The following is a 17,805-nucleotide window of genomic DNA, read 5'->3' on the forward strand; positions in this document are numbered from 1 at the left end:
GGGGATTCCGGGGCTGTGTTTCGATATCGCCCCGGCAGGTTGCGGCTCTTATTATTCTGTGCCCCGTGGCCGGTACTTTTCGTGATCTTGTTTTATATCTTTCTCACGCCCAAGCCGAGAGGGATCGATTTGTTGCCATACCTCTTGGTCGGCATACTTCCCGCCGTGCTTCTGCTTGCTTCATACGTTTCCATGAGGAAATTTTCCATCGAGGACAGAGATGATTGCCTCGTTGTGAATCGGCTTGGCGGATCCAGGTCCGTTGAATACCGTGACATTGAGAGAATCGTTTTCAACGAAGGTTTTGGCAGAAGCTCGAGCAATCTGTCGGCATACGCTAAGGGCGGCCGGCGAATATTTTCGGTTACAAATAGCTTTGACGATATTCTGAGCCTGGCTGGGCTTTTGAAGTCGCGCGCGGCGAAATATGGGGCTCTCTATCAGAGAAGGGACAAGTACGGAAATTATTCGTGATGTGGCCGCCTCCAGTGCCAATGGGTTCACATGGGTTTGGACGGCGTGCCAGCCAGGTCGGCCCTGGTGGGGAGCGTGTGCAGAATTTTGTGTATACGGGGTTCGGTCCGACGCTTGGATTGGCCGCCACTTAGGCAGGCTTGCTGTAGAGGCTCTTCGCGATCAGTCTAACTGTCTGTGGAAACGGGGGGCGTCGGTACTGCTCTGTGTCTATGAAACCGGCAGCAGTCCAGTATCGTTGCTGCCGCCGATCAGTTGCCGTGGCGAAGGTGAGCAGGTGGTTGGCGTTTGCAGCTGGTGAAGCGTCTTCGATCGCACTACTCAAATGGGCTGCTGGACTTCACGACGTATCGAGGACCACGGTCATGCCCTTTCGCAGTCGCGAATGCTTCAAGCTCCTCAAACGTGAGGCTCTCAAATGGAACGTTCACGGAGACGGATAGACCACCCGTCGCGGGCTGAGTTAGTTCTTTGGCGAGTATTTTGTACTGGATGTCTAAATGCGAGTGTTCGCCAAAGTAAAGGAGCAAGCCGTCGCTGAACCCGGCTGTTTCGCCAGGCCGCAGGTTTCTTGTCGATAGCTCCCTGGTTTTCCAGCCTCTTTTCGGACTCCTCTGAGAAGCGATGAAATGTGCATATTCCTTGAGCCACTGGTCCTGCTTACCATACGGCGTCGGCGCTTTTGGAACAGGGCTGTGAGCTGGCACAGGCCGACCGTTGGGTGCGGCCACGGTGAAGTGCGCCGTGCATTCGGTTAAGTAGGTGTTCGAGTCGTTGATGATTTCGAAGTCGAACCAGAAGCTGTTGAGCGAGATCAAGGCTACTTTTGCAAACTCTCGCCAATAGCCTAGATTCGATTTCTTGCGCAGCTTCCTCAAGAACGGCCAACGCGTGTCGGTGAAGTCGGGCAATGCCTCAATATTGGGGATACAGGCGCATTGATACGGGACTAGCAGCTTCTGAGTGGGATTGCGACTTTGATCAAGCAATTTGATCTGCGGAAGCGTATGCGTCACCGATGATACGTTCGGGCCGTTTGCAGGGTGAGGATTCGTTGGAAGGGAGGGGACATCGGTGAAATATTGAGGGAAGTGCTTTCTGGCTACCGTGAGGTTCTCGGCTAGGTCTTGAACGATCTCACCCCAGAATACGATCTCAACGCCGAATTTGCCTTGTCTCGTTCGTTCGTCTGATATGGTGCGCAGGCGCTCTTGTGTCTTCGCATCACTTGCCAGCGTGGTGGCGATGTACAACCTTTTGATCTCTGGCCTGAACCCTTCCGCGTCCCGGATCGCCGTATCGATGACTTCGGGGGCGATTGAACGAGTGGTTCGTTTGCATTGGATGCCGACCAAGTCTCCGCGACTGTCGGTTCCATAGATATCGATGCCTTCTTGAGCCTGCCTAAGCCGGCCGTGTCGATGAAAGTCGCGGGTGTTCCAACGCAGGCCAAACGAGTCCCTGCAGATGAGCTCAAATTCATCCCATGAGAGTGGGGGCGGGAGGTCGGAGCCCGGGATTGTTGGCATATCAGTAGCCCTCGTGGCTTTGAGTTCCTGTTGGCAAGAGAACGCCTGCCGCTAGAAGATGGCGGATCTACGTCCGCGTGACCTTCGGCGCGGCAAAGTGTGGCCGAGTGCCTTGCCATGCTTCAAGTTCATACGCCGGGTCAGCAAGGGAAGCCCTGCGTGTTTGGCGCTCTCGACGAATTGGCCATCGTGCTCGCTTTCGATTGACCACCTCCACTAACAGCGAACCCTCGCCGCGCGCCAGGTTGGACGATGCCGGCCCTGGTCAATCAATTTTCGGCTATCTGGTTAAGTCCCGGCGCGCGTCAACACCGGTGAGCGGGACGGTGCGCTGGATCTGCTCACTGCGGCTGGCGTCTTGCGAGGGGCCACGCTAGGTGCCGACAAACGCTACGACACGCAGGATTTCGTCGCCGCACTGTAGACACGGGAAATCGTGCTGCACATCGCTCGCACCACTTCCTCACGCCGAATCTGCTTTCGATTTACACTCGCTCGTGGGTTCCGGGAGAGCGCAGCCATGACTGGTCCGTACGAAGGCTGGACAATGCAGGAGAAGCTGCGTGAGCTGCAGCGATTGCGGGCCGAGCACCGCGCAATCGCGCCAGGGCGCGAATCCGTTGCAGTGCTCAGCGGCCCGTTGGTGTCACCTGCCCCTCTATTCAACGCGATCACAGATGGCCTACTTGAGGCGGGCCGCGGGAATGATGCCCGTCAGATAGGCCTGGACGGTTCCCGGGAGCGGGTCGCGAATCGCTTTCTGGACGCCGCCGAGACCGCGTCGGAGCGGATGCGTGTGGCCGACCTGTATTTCGCCAGCGATCGCGCCGCGATTGCCCAGGCCGGCCGGGATCGGGAAACGGATTCGTCGGCACTAACGACCGTGGCGCTGGTGGGCGGCGCCGTGGCGCTGGCAGGCTTGGGCTACCTGATCGCAAAGGTGTTGTCCTCCGACGAGGACCCCGCAAACATAGTCTCCTTCTCCGACCCCGTACAGCTCTAGTTGCAAGACTGGAATTGAAAACGCGCCCCTGCAGGCGCGTCGGCCGCCAGTGAGCGGCCTGCCCGCATCATGCAGGCCATCTGGCCTGCATCCGAAGTTGTTGCGTTTTATCTTGAGCGGCCCCGGAAACAAGACAGGATGCGCCCTTGCGTGTTCGGTTTGGGGTGCTACGTTGGCTCTACATCAGGCTTTGTGGCGGTTAGATATCATGCTCAGGTATCAAGAACCCGCGTGAGATGCTCCCGCGCTGCAAAGAAGATGATGGAGAAGCCCCGCAGTTGCGGGGCTTTCTCGTTTTTCAAAGCGGACACGCCAGGTGGCCTGAGACAATCGCCGTTGCCTGTCCACGGGGCATGCCGATGCCCTCGCCTCCGGCAGCACGAAGCGTCCGGGTCGATTGCCGACTTCCTGTCGGCGCGGACAGGCCTCACTGTCCCTGCGAACTCTGATCCTGTTGCTGCTGCTGTTCCTGTTGGCGGGTACGCTCCTGCTGCTGGATCTGCTGATCCATCTGCTGGTTGCGCTGCTGCTGTTCCGTGCGCTGCTGGACGTTCGCACCAGAGCCCGCCCGGTTCTGGTTCGGCTCGTCGGGCAGGGTGACGCCACGCTCCCGGGCACGCTGCTGCATTTCCTCGTGATGCTGCATGCGGAACGCCTCGCGCTCCTTGGCAGTCTTCAGGCTGCGCATCTTTTTCCGGTAGGCGGTGCGCTCCGCCGGCGTCATCAACTGCGAGCCGTAGATGGTGTCGCGGTCGCGCAGACGATCCCTGTCCTGGTCGTGGAGCCGATCCTGATCGTGGAGCCGATCCTGGTCGTGAAGCCGATCCTGGTCGAGCAGCCTGTCGTGCAGGCGATCCTGCTGGGTGACGCCCCGCGCGGCGCCTGCGGACGATTGCGCCTGGCCGCCCTGGCCGCCGCGCGACTGATAAGCCATCGCCGGCAGCGCGCCTGCCGCGGCGATGGCGATACCCAGAACGAGTACGTGTCGTGAATTCATGGTGGACTCCTGATCGAATGGCGGTGACAAGAACCGCACCGTGATCTTCGGTCGTGCCGACCGGGGGCCATGTTGATCACGATCAACTGTCCGTGTCGGTCCTCCGCGACGGGAACCTGAGGCAGGCGATCCGCCGACCGCTGCCCGACTGCATACCTACGAGCGCATGCCCACCGCAATCGGCTTCCGTTGACCAGGGTCAACTCGCCCCGCCCTCGAATCCCCAGCATGAAGCATCACGACACGGGGGCGTGCCGGCGAACCGGATGCAACGACATGGAAAGCAGGGGGCAAAGGAACAGGTCGATTCTGGCCAAGCGGACGCTCGGTGCCGCGCTTTCCGCCGTGCTCCTGCACGGCGCCTGCGAAGCCGCGTTCGCGCAGACGCTGCCGGCGACGGCGACGCGGCAGTCCGGCACGCCGGACACCTCGGACACCTCGGACAGCGCCGGCACGCCGTCCGGCTTCAAGGTCGTGCCCGGCCTGGCCACGGGCGTCACCTACGACAGCAATGTCTACGCGACGCCCGCCCAGCCGCAGAGCGACCTGCTGTTCACGGTGTCGCCGTCGCTGCAGGTGACCGGCCAGGGCAACGGCCACAGCCTGAGCCTGGGCCTGCAGGCGACGGAAACGCGCTACCGCAGCAACTCCAACGAGAACAGCACCGACTACCAGCTGGACGCGTCCGGCCGGCAACGCGTGAACGCCTACGGCGAGGTGTTCGGCGGCGTGGGCTACGCCCGGGCGCACGAGGACCGGACCTCGCCCGACGACGTGCAGGGCACGCGTCCCACTGTCTTCACCGATGCCAGCACCTATCTCGGACTGTCGCAACGCTGGTCCGCCGTCTCGCTGCGCGTCGGCGGCACGTTCGACCACCTGATTTTCCGCAACGTGCGCGATGCGGCCGGCGACGCGATCGACAACGCGGACCGCAACCGCAACGTGGTCGGCGTCGGCCTGCGCCTCGGCTACGCGCTGTCGCCCCACGTCGACCTGTTCACGCAGGGCACGTACGACGAGCGCACCTACGCGCGCCGGATCGACGACAACGGCCTGCGCCGCGGCTCGCAGGGCGACAGCTGGGTCGTGGGCGTGGCCAGCCACGACACGCGCGACCTGCGCGGCGAGTTCTACGCGGGCTGGCTCTCCCAGCATTACGCGGACCCGCGCCTGCCCGCCGTGGCCGTGCCGACGGCGGGCGCAAGCCTGTCCTGGCGGGTCACGCCGGGGACCACGCTGGATGCCAACCTCAGCCGCTCGGTGGAGGAGACCACGCTGCCCGGCACCTCGAGCTACGTCGACACCAGCGTCGGGCTGCAGGTACGGCGCGTGTTCGACGGCCGCCTCTCCGCCTATGCCGGAGTGGACGTGACGCGCAGCGATTTCCGCGGCATCGCGCGGCGCGACGACCTGTTCGGCGCGAGCGTCGGCGTGAGCTACCGGATACGGCGCCACCTGCAGTTGGATGCGAACTATCAGCTGCTGCAGCGCCATTCGAACGTGGCCGATGCCGAGTACGGCCGCAACGAGGTCTACGTCGGCGTGCGCATGGACGGCGGCGCGGGCGCCATCGCGGCACGCGAGCCCGCCATGACGCCATCGCCATGGGGCGCGGTCGCCGGCGGCTTCTACCTCGGTGCCGGCACCGGCTACGGCGCGATGGGCACGCGCGTCACCGGGCTGCGCGGCGAGCACGGCACGTACCGCGGCGACTTTGCGGGCAGCGGCGCCACCGAGGCACTGTTCGCCGGCTACGGCCTGGCGATCGACCGCTGGTACCTGGGCGCCGAGGCCGCCCTCGAGAGTTCGCGGATCGACTGGCTCCACGACAAGACGCCGTCGAGCCGGGTGTTCGGCACCGACGAGCGCCGCGCCCGCAGCGTGGCCATCCTCGGCGGCCCGCTGTTGCCGGGCGGCAACCTGCTGTTCGCGAGCGCCGAGCGCCTGCGCGCCGGGTTCGACAGCAGCTACGCCGAGAAGGGCGGCACACCGCACGGCCAATCCAACGCGCGCTGGGCCAACGCCTACGGGCTCGGCATCGACGCGCCGCTGGGCCGTCACCTGTTCGCCCGCGCGCGCTACGAGGTAGCGCACTTCGAGGGTTACGACGTCCGCTATGAAGGCGGCGAGGACCGCTTCACCGGCAGCGTCGGCCGGTTCCTGCTGGGGGTGGGTTGGCGGTTCGGCGGGGTGCCTGAGGCCACGCGCCAGGATGTCGACCCCGGCGGCTTCTACGTCGGCGCACAGGGCGGCGACAACCGCTTCGGCAGCCGGCTGGATGCGATCCAGCGCCAGGCGGAGATCCCCGAGGTCACCCATTTCCTGACGGATTTCGGCGGCCGCGGCACCCAGTTCGGCGCCTTCGCCGGCTACGGCCACCGTTTCGGCGCGATCTACGCCGGCGTCGAGGTCGAGAGCGATGCCGACAACATGGCCTGGTACCACCAGAAGGAGCCGGGCGGCCGGGTGTTCTCCATCGAATGGCGCGGAAGCTACGGCGCATCGCTGCGGCTGGGCTACGCCACGCGCTACGGCGCCCTGCTCTACCTGCGGGGCGGCCGCGTCAAGGGACGCTTCGCCACCACCTACATCAAGGGCGAGAACGCCAAGGCATGGGTGGACCGCAACGACACCCGCACCGGAAACCGCTTCGGCGTCGGCATGGACGTGCCGCTGACGAAGGCCGTGTTCGTGCGCCTGGACTACTCCGTCACGCATTTCGGCGCGATCGCCTTCACCACCACCCAGGCGCGCGCCGACCAGCTGCACTTCGCCAACTGGCAGTACCTCATGCGCATCGGCGCGGGAGTGCGCTTCTAGAACCACGTATCGAGCCTGCGCCCGCTCTCCCAGACGTTTCGCCGCGGCCCGGGCGCAGGCCGGGGCTTTCACACAGCAGGAGATGGACATGAACACGCATCGCACATCACGGCGAACGCCGCTCTACCTCGGCCTGGCCGGACTGGCCGCGGCGCTGGCGCTCGGCGGCAGCCATGCCGCCTGGTCGCCGATCGCCACGGCGGCCGCGCAGGACAGCCATGGCGGCTCGCACGGTTCCGGCAGCCACGGCAGCCAGGACAAGGGCAGCAAGGGCGGCAAGGGCAAGGGTTCCATGGGCGGTGCCGCCGGTTCGAGCACGCATGGCTCCAGCGGCAGCCAATCGGTGGAGTCGAAGGTGCTGCACGGCCATCAGGATGCCGCCTCCGCCGCTGCCGCCGAGGAGGAAAGCTCGGATCGGCGCGGGCCGCAATACGGCGGCGGCCGTTCGAGCACCGGAAAACCCGCGGGCGCCGGTACCAAGAAGGGCGACGTGCTCGGCGACCTGAACGTGATCCTGCGCGACGCCAATGGCGTGCCGATTCTGGACCAGTACGGCCACGTGCAGCCGCTGGACGCGGACGGCAACCCGATCCCGCTGACGCCGGAAGGCGACATTGTCGCGGGCTACGAGGACCTGGTCGTGCCGGTGGAGTTCAGCCGCCTCAGCGTCTCCCGTTCGCCGGACAAGGTGCTGGACAAGTCCTACAACGAGGCGATCACGGCGCTGAACAGCGCCACCGCGATCGCCACGGACGCGTCGGGCCGGCTGGTGGTGACCGTCGACGGCACGACCTCGACCATCGACTCGCCGCTGGAAAACCTCGCGCTGTACCAGGCCCTGTTGAACAACGGCTACCTGCCGGGATTCGTGCCCAAGGACGGCGTCTCGCTGGGCAATCTCTCCAGCCTGGTCGACAAGACGACCACCAAGGGCGACCTGCTGCAGGCGGCCTCGTTCCTGGCCGCGGCGTCGGACAAGGCCGGCTCGATCAGTGACGATACCGTCGTCTATACCGACGCCATCCTCGGCATCACCGGCGCCACGCCGATCGTCGGCACGGACGGCAAGAGCTACTACGACTTCAGCAGCGCCACCTACGACCGCAGTGCGACCTACAGCGGCACGGTGACGTACCTGAAGAGCAACGGCGACGGCACCTACACCAGCGTCACCGCGCCGATCCTCGACGCCGTCTTCGGCGGCACCAACTACACCGGCACCCAGCTCGATGCGTTTACCCAGGCAGCCGATGACGCCCGCGCGGTGATCGAGTTCGTGCACGACAACCCGGTGCCGAGCCAGTAACGGGCGTGGCGAACCCGGGCAAGACGCCCCGCCACGGCCGGCGCCACCGCGGCATGTGCGTCGTCCCGCATGACGCGGGTCGATGCCATGCCGCGGCGCGCACATCGCTTGATCCTGATCAACACCGCCGGCGGGCGGGTAGCGTCGAATCGACCCGGGACAAAGCCAACGATTGGATTTGCCGCTCGCATTCGAGCGACGTGAAGGAGAAGCAACTCATGAACAACAAGCGTCTCTTGGCCCTGGCCGGCTCGCTGGCGTTCGGGCTCGCCACCGCCCACGCGGCGACACCGGAGCAGGGCTCGTGGAACCTTTCGGCCGGCTTCGACTACAGCAGCGGCAAATACGGCCTGGATACCACCACCGAGATCTGGTCGGTGCCGCTGACGCTGGGCTACACGGGCGACCGCTGGACGTTCCGGCTGAGCGTGCCGTACATCGACGTCAGCGGTTCCAGCGACGTGATCCCCGGCGTCGGCCGGGTCGACAACCGGAACCCCGTCAGTCGCGGGCGTTCGGCCGGACGCGGCGGCTCGGGCGCCACGGTCGTCAATGGCACGGTGGTCACCACCGGGTCGGCCTCCGGCATCGGCGACGTCACCGCGTCGGCGGGATACGAATTCGTGCAGAGCGCCGACCGTTCGTTCGGCATGGGGCTGACCGGCCTGGTGAAGTTCGGCACGGCCGACGCTGACAAGGGGCTGGGCACGGGCAAGAACGACTACGGCGTCGCGCTGGACATCCGCAAGTCCTACGACAGCTGGATGACCTACGGCTCGGTCGGCTGGACGGAGTACGGCAACTCGTCCTACATCCAGCTGAAGAACGGCTTTGGCGCGACCGTCGGCGCCGGCTACCACGTCACTTCGGACGACACCCTTGGGGCGTATTACCTGTATCACGAGAAGATCGCCGCGGGCGGCGGGCCGCAAAGCGAATTGACGGCCTACTGGAGCCACCAGTTGGGCGATTCCGCCCGCCTGCAGATGTACGTGCTCGGCGGCTTCGCCGACGGCAGCCCGGATTACGGCGCCGGCGCCAGCGTCAGGTATTCCTTCTGACATGTCCATTCCCGCGGGGAATGCACGGAAAGCCCTCGTTTCGGGGGCTTTTCCGTGCCCTGCCGTGTCGCCCGGCGTCCGCGCTGCGCGGGCGCCGATGATCCGCTCTTCGACAACGCGCCCCGTCGCGTCCAGGCACCGCCGGTGACGGAGCGGGCTCCGCTTCGCGGCGCCACGCGAAACCCCGGGGCGTCGTTCCCGGTCAGGCCCGGGTTGCCGGCGGGTGTTTCGGCGGGGTGCGCGCGCGGCGGTATTCCCCCGGCGTCGCGCCGAAGCGGTGAAGGAACAGCTCGCCGAAGTGCGAGGGCGTGGCGAAACCCAGGTCCGCGGCAATGGCGGCGATGCTCTGTTCCGTGTCGAGCAGGCGACGGCTGGCCAACTGCAGGCGATGCGTGCGCACGTAGTCGCTCCAGCTCATGCCGACCTGCTGCTTGAAGCGGCGGCTGAAATAGGCGGCCGACATCGCGCACAGCGCCGCAGCCTGTTCCGCGCCGGGGGCATCCGCGGGACGGCGGCGCAGACGGTCGATGGCGGGGCGCAGGCGCTGCAGGCCGCGCGCGTGGGCGGCCAGCTTCTCGCCCGCGACCACCGGGGCCTGCGCGGCCGCACGCAGCAGCAATTCGACCATCGGCGGGGCCAGCGGATCGCGCGGATCGAGTCCGGCCAGCCAGTCGGCGAGTTGCTGCAGGCGCTGGCCGAGACGCCGGCCGGGCCGGGCGCAGAACGGTTCGCGCAGGCGCTCCAGGCCGGGACGCCGTGCGAGGGTTTCGCCGGCCGCCGCCTCGACCTGCAGCAGCACCCAGTCGCGCGGCCCGGCCTCCAGCGAGAAGTCGTGCTGGTGCATGGAGGGAATGAACGCGATGCAGCCGGGCGCCAGCGGGTAGCGACGGTCCTCGGCGTCGAAGTGCCCGGCCACGCGGCCGAACAGCACCAGTTCGTGCACGTCGTGGAAATGCACGAACGGTTCGCTGCGCGTCGCGTTGCGGCCCTGCCGGACGCGCTCGACCCGCATCGGCGCACCCGGCGGCAATTCCACCGGCTCGCAGATGGGACGATCGAGATGGGGCAGGGTCATCACCATGGCCTGTATCGCCGCGACCCGTGGGATTGTCCCCGATTTTGCGGGACCGGAAGCTTCAGAGCGGCGACGACGTGCCCAGGATGCGTACCTGCATCGGCTGCAACGTTCCGTCCGCCGCGCCCGGTTCGCCGTCGTCGAGCAGGTCGGTCCATGCCGTGCCTGCCGCAAGCTTCGCATCCAGCCGCGGCCGTGCCGCGGTCTTGCCGAGGTTGACCAGCAGCAGGGTGCGCCGCTCGCCCTGTTCGCGCAGGATGCACAGCACCGCGCTGTCGTCGTCACAGAGGATGCGCTGCCTGCCGCCATCGATTTCCGGCCGCGCATGGCGCAACGCGAGCAGCCTGGCGTACCAGTGATAGAGCGAGTCGGGCCGGGCCGTTTCTTCCTGCAGCGAGACGCCGTCGTGCGAGCGATTGTAGCGATCCTTCCAGAACCACTGCCCGCCGCGGTACCAGGTCGCCGAGCCGGCAGCCTCCAGGTCCGCCCGCCAGCGGAACGCCTCGCGCACGGGAATGCCGACGGCGTCGGTGAGCGGGATGCCGCCGGACTTGCCGACGTTCTTCGGCTGCACGCCGCGCATGCCGAGTTCCTGCCCGTAGTAGATCAGCGGATCGCCCTTGAGCATCAGCTCGATCGCGGCGCCCGCACGCGCCTTCGCGGGGTCGTCGTGGACTTCCGACATGTAGCGGTCAACGTCGTGGTTTTCCAGCAGGATCACCTGGGTCTTGCCCGGCGGCGTGGCGGCAGCGGTGGCGCGGAGGGTGTCGACGATCTGCCGCTTGTCCAGTGAAACCAGCGCACCGCGCAGCGGGAAGGCGAACACCATGTCGACGTGGCCGGCGCTCAGCCACTTTCTGCCGTAACCCCAGCCGGCCTGCTCGGCGAGGATGCGCAGGGCGGGGCGGCGCGCCTTGAGTGCGCGGAAGAGCGGCGCCCAGAAACCCTGGAACAGGTTCTTGTCCAGCCCCTTGTGGTCCAGGTCGTCCATCATGTGGTCGATGCGGAAGCCGTCCACGCCGTCGCGGCCGCTGCCGTCGCCGTGCGGGTCCGCCCAGTACAGCAGCAGGTCCCGGAAGTAGGCGCGCACCGCCGGGTTTTCCAGGTTCACCATCGCGATGCCGATGTCGCGGCCGTCGTAGCCCAGCCACTTCGGCTTGTCGAGGAAGGGCTCGGCCACGCAGTGCTGCTTGTCTTTCCACAAGAGGTAACCGGCGTACTTCGCATGCGGCTTGCAGATCGAGTCGCGCCACCACGGATGGCCTTCGGCGACGTACTGGAACTCCTCGTCCAGGTAGACCTTGAGGCCTTGCGCGTGCGCGGCGCGGATGAAGGCGAAGTAGTCGTCCAGCGTGCCGTAGGCGGGATCGATCGCCTTGAACGCGTTGGCGAAGTAGTTGTGGTAGTACGGCGAGGGCTGCAGCGGCGTGAGCAGGATCGTGGTGGCGCCGAGCTGGCGGATGTAGTCGAGCCTGGACGTGAGTCCCTTGAGGTCGCCGATGCGGTCGCCGTTGGAGTCGCGGAAGCTGCGGAAGAAGATCTGGTAGAACACCTGGCTGGTGGCCGGCGGCGCGGGCGGCGGCGTGGCCGCCCGCGCGGACAGGGTGGCCAGCGCGAACAGCGTGGCGAGGGCGGCAAGCAGCCTCGTGGGTTTCATGCGTCGTCCTCCGTTGCGTGCAGCACCCTGCCGAAAAAGCGCAGCGTGTGTTCCAGCGTGGCCGACCAGTAGCCCCAGTCGTGGCCGCCGGGGCCTTCGGCATAGTGGTGCGCGATGCCGGCGCGCTGCAGTTTCTGGTGCAGCTCGCGGTTGGCTTCGAGGTAGGGGTCGTCGAGGCCGCAGTCGATGCGCAGCGCCGGCCGCGGGCCACTGCCGCCGGCGAGCGCGGCCAGCACGCTGCGGTCGGCGGGCGCCGTGCTCCAGCCGGCGCGGCTTTCCTCGATCAGCGCGTCGAACTGCGAGGCATCGGTCACCGCCGACAGCGCCGCGGCCGCTGCGATGCGGTCGGGGTACTTGCCGGCCAGGCGCAGCGCGCCGAAGCCGCCCATGCTGAGGCCGGCCACCAGCAGCGGCGAGCGCGCACTGCAGCCCGCGACGATGTCCTGCGCCAGCGCCGGCATCTCGCCGACGATCCAGCGCTCGACATCGTGGTCGGCGTGCACCACGTAGCCGGAGCCGTCGCCCCACAGGCCGTCCGACGGCATCACCAGCGCCACCGGCGGCAGCGCGCCCTGCGCGATCAGACGCGCGGCGGTGAGGTGCGCGCGGCCCTTCAGCGCCCACGCCCAGTGCGAGCCGTACACGCCGTGCAGCAGCACCACGATCGGCAGGTCCGCCATGCCCTGCGCCTCGCGCGGCACGTAGAAGGTGACGTCGGCGCGCCGGCGCAGCGCGCGGCTTTTCACGGTGACGAAGGTGAGCCCGTCCGCCGCGATGGCGGGGTCGGAGGCCTCGATGGTGCGAAAGAGCCTGTTCAACATCTCCACGTAGCCCGCGTTGCCTGGCTGTGGTCGCCAGGTGGTAGTGCGTGGCGCAGCGCCTGACTGGCTGTCAGGCCAAGCCGCGCGCTGCCGCATGGCGGCCACAGCCAGGCAACCCGAAGGGCCGGGTCTGTTTGCCCGCATCCCTGCGTCATCACTCGGTCGTGGACGGACGTCCACTTCCTCCTTCTTTCTTGGCCTGCGTGCAAACAGTTCCCGGCGCGGACCACGCGGAGATGTTGAACAGGCTCTAAGGTCCCGTCGTTCATGCGATGCGCAGCACGCCCTTGCTGCTGCGTCCGGCCAGCATGTCGTCGAAGGCGTGGTCCAGCGCCTCCATCGGGTAGCGGTGGCTGACCAGTGCGGCGAGCTCCAGCCGGCCCTGCGCGATCCACTCGAACAGGCGCGGAAAGTCGCGCGACGGCACGCAGCCGCCGTACAGCGGCGCGAGGTAGCGCTTGTTCCAGAACAGCTCGGTGAGTTCCAGCGGGGCCGGGCCATGCGCTCCGCTCACCTGCAGCGCGTTGCCGCCGTTGCGGGCGAGCTTCAGCGGCAGCAAGGCCAGTGCGGGCACGCCGGTGGCCTCGAAGGCGTGGTCGACGCCGCGGCCGTCGGTGAGCGCGCGCACCTCGGCGACGAGTTGCGCGTGGCCGGCGTCATCCCCGTGCGGCGCCAGCGTGTGCGTGGCGCCGAGCGCGCGGGCACGTTCCAGCCGCGCCGGCACGCGGTCGATGGCGATGATGCTGTGCGCGCCGGCGATGCGCGCGCCCTGGATCACGTTGAGGCCCACGCCGCCGCAGCCCAGCACCGCCACGGTGTCGCCGGGCGCCACGGCGGCCACGTTCACCGCCGAACCCACGCCGGTCATCACCGCGCAGCCGAGGATGCAGGCCGCGTCGGGCGTCAGCGCGGGCGGCAGCGGCGTCACCGCTTCCGCGCGCACCAGCGTGTACTGCGCGAAGGTGCCGAGGTGGAAGGCGCGCTCGATCGCCTGCCCGCGCCGGCGCGTGGCGCCGGCATGGGCGCGGCTGCTGCCGAGGCGCGGCACGTCGAGTTCGTGGGTGCGTTCGCACAGCGCCGCGGCGGCGTGCGCGCACTGCCAGCAGTGGCCGCAGGGGATCGCCCAGTTCAGCAGCACGGGCTGGCCGATTTCCAGGCCTTCCACGTCTTCGCCGACGGCCTCGACATGGCCCGCGCCCTCGTGGCCCATCACCAGCGGACCCGGCCAGCGCAGCGAGGCGTGGTCGGTGTGGCAGACGCCGGCCGCGGCGATCGCCACGCGCACCTCGCCCGCGGCGGGCGGATCGACCTCGATGGTGTCCAGGCCGAAGCGGCCGGCGCCGTCGGCGATGATCGCCTTGCCGCGGACGACGCCGGCCGTCATGCGGCGACCGTGTCCTCGGACAGCCGGCCTTCGAACAACACCGGGTTCTTCGGCGTATCGATCACCGCGCCGACCGCGGCACCGGGGCACCAGCGTTCCCGGTCGGCCTGCCGCATGTGGTTGTCCGGCGCCTTCAGGCGCATGTCGCGATCCATGTAGATCACCGTCATCACCGAGCGCGGCTGCGTGGAGCGGTTGGGGCCGGCGCGATGGAAGGTCCAGCCGGAATGGAAACTCACCTCGCCGAGCTCGAACGGCTCGTCCACCACGCGGAACCCGCGCGCCTGCATGTTCGCGGTGATCGCGCGCTCGCTCTCGTCGGAGATCTGCAGGTCGCGGCCGAATTCCACGTGCTGGCTGCCGGCGAAAAAGGCCAGCGGCCCCATGTCCTGCGGCACCGCCTGCAGCGGCACCCAGGCGGTGATGGTGCGGTCGCTCGCCAGCGGCCAGTAGTACTGGTCGGCGTGCGCGGGCGTGATGCCGCCGCCCGGCTCCTTGTACAGCGACTGGTCGTGGTAGAGCCGCACGCCGTCCACTTCCATCAGCGCGGCGGCGATGGCGGCGAGGCGCTTGCCGAACACGAATTCGCGCACGACGCCGCTTTCCTCCCACAGGTTCATCACCTGCAGGAAGGCGCGGTCGTAGGTGCTGCGTTCTTCCAGCGGCGTGGTTTGCGTGTTCAGCGCGATGGTGAGGCGGGCGATCTCCGCGCCGTAATGGGCCAGCTCGTCGCCGTCGAACACCTGCCTGAGCTTGATGAAGCCGTCGCGGCGGTAGTTCGCGATCTGCTGCGCGGTGAGCGGGTAGGGGCGGTCGAGGTCGATGGCCATCCAGGTTCCTGTGCGTTTCCGGCGCGCCCGTGCCGGGGCGGCGTGGGCGGATGACCTCATGGTAGGAACGGCAGCCGGGTCCGGCATCGCCGGTGCTTGTCCAATGCGCGGCGGCGACTGTCGGATTCATGACCTGTCGCGCGCATCCTCCGGGCGCACGCGCCGCGTGCACCATCCAGCCACGATCAGGCTGGCGCCGTCCGGCACCGGTACCCGCGCCGGCAGGCCGCGCGGCAGCGCTTCGGCAGTTCGCCCGGCTGCTGCCGCGTCGCAGCGCGACGGGGGCGCATCGATGGCGACGAATCTGGCCTGCGCCATCGGTGCCGCGGCGTAAACCCGGGGGGCTGTCGTGCGACGCGGGCGCGATGTCAGCGCAAGAGGCATCGAGGGCGTGATCCTGCGTGCGGCGGCTCCGCGAGGTTGGGCGGCACCCCATTGCAGCATCCAGCGATTCACATGCGGTCCGTTCGATGGGGCTGGCGGCCGGCAGCACGCGCAAGATGCGAGCGCGGTCGCGATTCCAGTGCACGGTCGTGTGCTGTTGGGTGGATTTCACGAACGGCGTGGTTTGATGGACGGCGTTGCTTCCGCCATCGCCACGGATACCTTCATGAGCCGCCCGCTGCACCTGCTGCTGTGTGTGCTGCTGTCGATGCTGGCGACGGCGGCGACGGCGCAGATCGAGATTCGCCCGCTGGCGGAACACGCGCCGCCCAAGCCGTTGCCGCTGGGCGCCCGCGAGATGACTGCACAGGATGCGGGGGCCTGGCTGGACAGCCTGATACCGCAAGCGCTGACGCAGAACGATCTTGCCGGCGCGGTGGTGGTGATCGTGAAGGACGGCCAGGTGCTGCTGGCCAGGGGCTACGGCCACGCCGATGTGGCGGCGGGCACGGCGGTGGATCCGGCCACCACGCTGTTCCGGGTGGGCCCGATCTCCGGGCTGTTCACCTGGACGGCGGTGATGCAGCTGGTGGAGCAGGGCAAGCTCGATCTCGATGCGGACGTGAACCGCTACCTCGATTTCCGGATACCGCCGCGCGACGGCCAGCCGGTGACGCTGCGCGAGCTGATGACGCACACGGCCGGCTTCGAGGAAGCGATCAGGAATGTGTATGCCGATGAACCGCAGCACTTCCTCGGCAACGCCGCGTGGGTGAGGGAGTGGGTGCCCGAGCGTGTCTATCCGCCGGGCCAAGTGCCGGCGTATTCCAACTACGGCACGGCGCTGGCGGGCTACATCGTGCAGCGCGTGTCCGGCGAGCCTTTCGATGCTTACATGGAGGCGCACATCCTGCGGCCGCTGGGGATGCGTTACGCGAGCTTCCGCCAGCCGCTGCCGGCTGCGTTGGCGCCGCACATGGCGCAGGGCTACGGGCGGGCCGATGCGGCACCGAAGCCCTTCGAACTGGTGAACGCGGAGGCGGCCGGGGCGCTGTCGGCCAGCGGCGGGGCGATGGCGCGCTTCATGCTCGCCGGCTTGCAGGGCGGCAGCGTCGATGGCGCGCAGATCCTCGCGCCCGCCACCGTGCGCGAGATGCTGGGCTACCGTAGCGCCCTGCCCGGCCCGGGCGCGATGGCGCTGGGCTTCCAGCACCTCGACCGCAACGGCCAGGACATCCTCGGCCACGCCGGCGACACCCGGTGGTTCCACGGCGAGTTGGCGCTGTTGCCGCAGCAGGGCGTGGGCGTGTTCGTGGCCATCGACGGACGCGACGGCGGCGGCCTGCGCAAGCGACTGCTCGACGGCTTCGTCGACCGCTACTTCCCGGCACCTCCGGAGGTGCCGAAGCCCGCGCCGGCGAGCGCACGCAGTGACGGCGCCCTGCTGGCGGGGCGCTATGCCAGCAGTCGCGCCTCGGTGTCCAATTTCCTGGCAATGGCCGGCCTGTTCTCGCAGGTGCGCATCGGGCAGGCGGCCAACGGCGAGCTGCTGACGCCGGATTTTCGCAACCCCGCGGGCCCGCCGCGGCATTGGCGCGAGATGGCGCCGTTCCTGTGGCGCGCGGTGGATGGCCGGGAGCGACTCGGCGCACGGATCGAGCACGGCCGGGTGCGCTGGGTCTCGATCGGCACGGCGTCGCCGACGAGGGTGTTCCTGCCGGTATCGCCCTGGCGTTCGGCGGCGTGGAACCTGCCGCTGCTGGGGCTGCTCGTGCTGGCGTTCGCAGTGACGGCACTGCTGTGGCCGGTGGCCGCGCTGGTACGTCGCGCCTGCGGCAGGCCGCTTGCGCTGACGGGGCGGGCGCGGCTCTGGTACCGGTTGAGCCGTGTGGCGGCGATCCTGCAGCTGCTGTTCTACGCCGGCTGGGGCGGGGTACTGCTGCGGCTGCAGACGGGCATTGCCAGTCCGGGCGGCGGCCTCGACGGCACCGTGCGAGCGATCCAGCTGATCGGCGTGCTGGCGGTGCTCGGCATCGTCGCGGCGGCGATGAACGCCTGGCACGCATGGCGCGTGCCGGGTGGCTGGTGGCGCAGGCTCAACAGCCTCGTCCTGCTGCTGGCCTGCCTCGCCAGTCTGTGGTTCGTCGGCAGCCTGCATCTGCTCGGTCTGCATCTGGACTACTGACCGGGCCGCCGCTCGACAGGGCAGGGCTTGGAGCCAGGCTTTGGATCGGTTGAAGCCTCGGACCGCCGCGACTTCGGTCTACTTCCCTCCGGATTTTTGCATTGCGGCATGCGTCGCGCACCGGGTCGGTGCTAGCGTCCACATGGATCGATCTAAATCCATGGTGACGACGACAGCGATGGGCGTCGCCTCCGCGCCGCGGCAGAACCATCTCCCGGCACATGGACCAGACACAGGAGGGGGCGATGGCAGACCGGGCGGTGCAGTGCACGAGGG

The 17,805-nt window shown here is 67.8% G+C and carries 12 protein-coding genes; 5 read left to right on the forward strand and 7 right to left on the reverse strand.

Features of this window, described 5'->3' with window-relative positions:
• Positions 1 to 791: 791 nt before the first annotated feature.
• Positions 792 to 2,003 carry a hypothetical protein gene (locus ACQGNW_RS07140; RefSeq protein WP_426662441.1) on the reverse strand — a complete coding sequence of 404 codons (1,212 nt, stop codon included), beginning with the start codon at positions 2,001 to 2,003 and terminating at the stop codon, positions 792 to 794.
• A gap of 520 nt (positions 2,004 to 2,523) precedes the next feature.
• On the opposite strand from ACQGNW_RS07140, the gene ACQGNW_RS07145 reads away from it, so the two are divergent.
• Entirely contained in the window at positions 2,524 to 3,006 is a 483-nt protein-coding gene (locus ACQGNW_RS07145) for a hypothetical protein (RefSeq protein ID WP_426662442.1), read from the forward strand.
• A gap of 427 nt (positions 3,007 to 3,433) precedes the next feature.
• On the opposite strand, the gene ACQGNW_RS07150 is transcribed toward ACQGNW_RS07145, so the two are convergent.
• On the reverse strand, positions 3,434 to 4,003 hold the full coding sequence (locus ACQGNW_RS07150; RefSeq protein ID WP_426662443.1) for a hypothetical protein: 570 nt from the start codon (positions 4,001 to 4,003) through the stop codon (positions 3,434 to 3,436).
• A 345-nt stretch (positions 4,004 to 4,348) separates the two neighbouring features.
• Between ACQGNW_RS07150 and ACQGNW_RS07155 the strand changes: the two genes are divergently transcribed.
• The 3 genes from ACQGNW_RS07155 to ACQGNW_RS07165 all read left to right on the forward strand — a co-directional run bounded on the left by ACQGNW_RS07155 (position 4,349) and on the right by ACQGNW_RS07165 (position 9,193).
• On the forward strand, positions 4,349 to 6,826 hold the full coding sequence (locus ACQGNW_RS07155) for an outer membrane beta-barrel protein (RefSeq protein ID WP_426662444.1): 2,478 nt from the start codon (positions 4,349 to 4,351) through the stop codon (positions 6,824 to 6,826).
• An 88-nt stretch (positions 6,827 to 6,914) separates the two neighbouring features.
• Positions 6,915 to 8,132 (forward strand): hypothetical protein, encoded by a 1,218-nt coding sequence (locus ACQGNW_RS07160; protein WP_426662445.1) that lies wholly within the window; start codon positions 6,915 to 6,917, stop codon positions 8,130 to 8,132.
• Positions 8,133 to 8,350: 218 nt separating this feature from the next.
• Positions 8,351 to 9,193, forward strand: coding sequence for a transporter (locus ACQGNW_RS07165; RefSeq protein WP_426662446.1), 843 nt, complete (start codon positions 8,351 to 8,353; stop codon positions 9,191 to 9,193).
• Positions 9,194 to 9,395: 202 nt separating this feature from the next.
• On the opposite strand, the gene ACQGNW_RS07170 is transcribed toward ACQGNW_RS07165, so the two are convergent.
• The 5 genes from ACQGNW_RS07170 to ACQGNW_RS07190 form a co-directional block, all read right to left on the reverse strand.
• Complete coding sequence (locus ACQGNW_RS07170; RefSeq protein ID WP_426662447.1) at positions 9,396 to 10,268, reverse strand: helix-turn-helix transcriptional regulator; 873 nt, start codon at positions 10,266 to 10,268, stop codon at positions 9,396 to 9,398.
• A 61-nt stretch (positions 10,269 to 10,329) separates the two neighbouring features.
• Complete coding sequence (locus ACQGNW_RS07175) at positions 10,330 to 11,925, reverse strand: alpha-amylase family glycosyl hydrolase (protein WP_426662448.1); 1,596 nt, start codon at positions 11,923 to 11,925, stop codon at positions 10,330 to 10,332.
• Entirely contained in the window at positions 11,922 to 12,746 is an 825-nt protein-coding gene (locus ACQGNW_RS07180) for an alpha/beta hydrolase (protein ID WP_426662449.1), read from the reverse strand. The genes ACQGNW_RS07175 and ACQGNW_RS07180 overlap by 4 nt, the downstream gene beginning before the upstream one ends.
• 265 nt (positions 12,747 to 13,011) lie before the next feature.
• Positions 13,012 to 14,130 (reverse strand): zinc-binding dehydrogenase, encoded by a 1,119-nt coding sequence (locus tag ACQGNW_RS07185; protein WP_426662450.1) that lies wholly within the window; start codon positions 14,128 to 14,130, stop codon positions 13,012 to 13,014.
• Entirely contained in the window at positions 14,127 to 14,960 is an 834-nt protein-coding gene (locus ACQGNW_RS07190) for a phytanoyl-CoA dioxygenase family protein (RefSeq protein ID WP_426662451.1), read from the reverse strand. Before ACQGNW_RS07190 ends, ACQGNW_RS07185 begins: the two co-directional genes overlap by 4 nt.
• Before the next feature lie 610 nt (positions 14,961 to 15,570).
• Here ACQGNW_RS07190 and ACQGNW_RS07195 point away from each other — a divergent pair.
• Positions 15,571 to 17,529, forward strand: a complete 1,959-nt coding sequence (locus tag ACQGNW_RS07195) for a serine hydrolase domain-containing protein (RefSeq protein ID WP_426662452.1) — start codon at positions 15,571 to 15,573, stop codon at positions 17,527 to 17,529.
• Positions 17,530 to 17,805: the final 276 nt, after the last annotated feature.

This window comes from Rhodanobacter aciditrophus, from assembly GCF_050026795.1.
In the GTDB taxonomy this organism is placed as follows: domain Bacteria; phylum Pseudomonadota; class Gammaproteobacteria; order Xanthomonadales; family Rhodanobacteraceae; genus Rhodanobacter_A.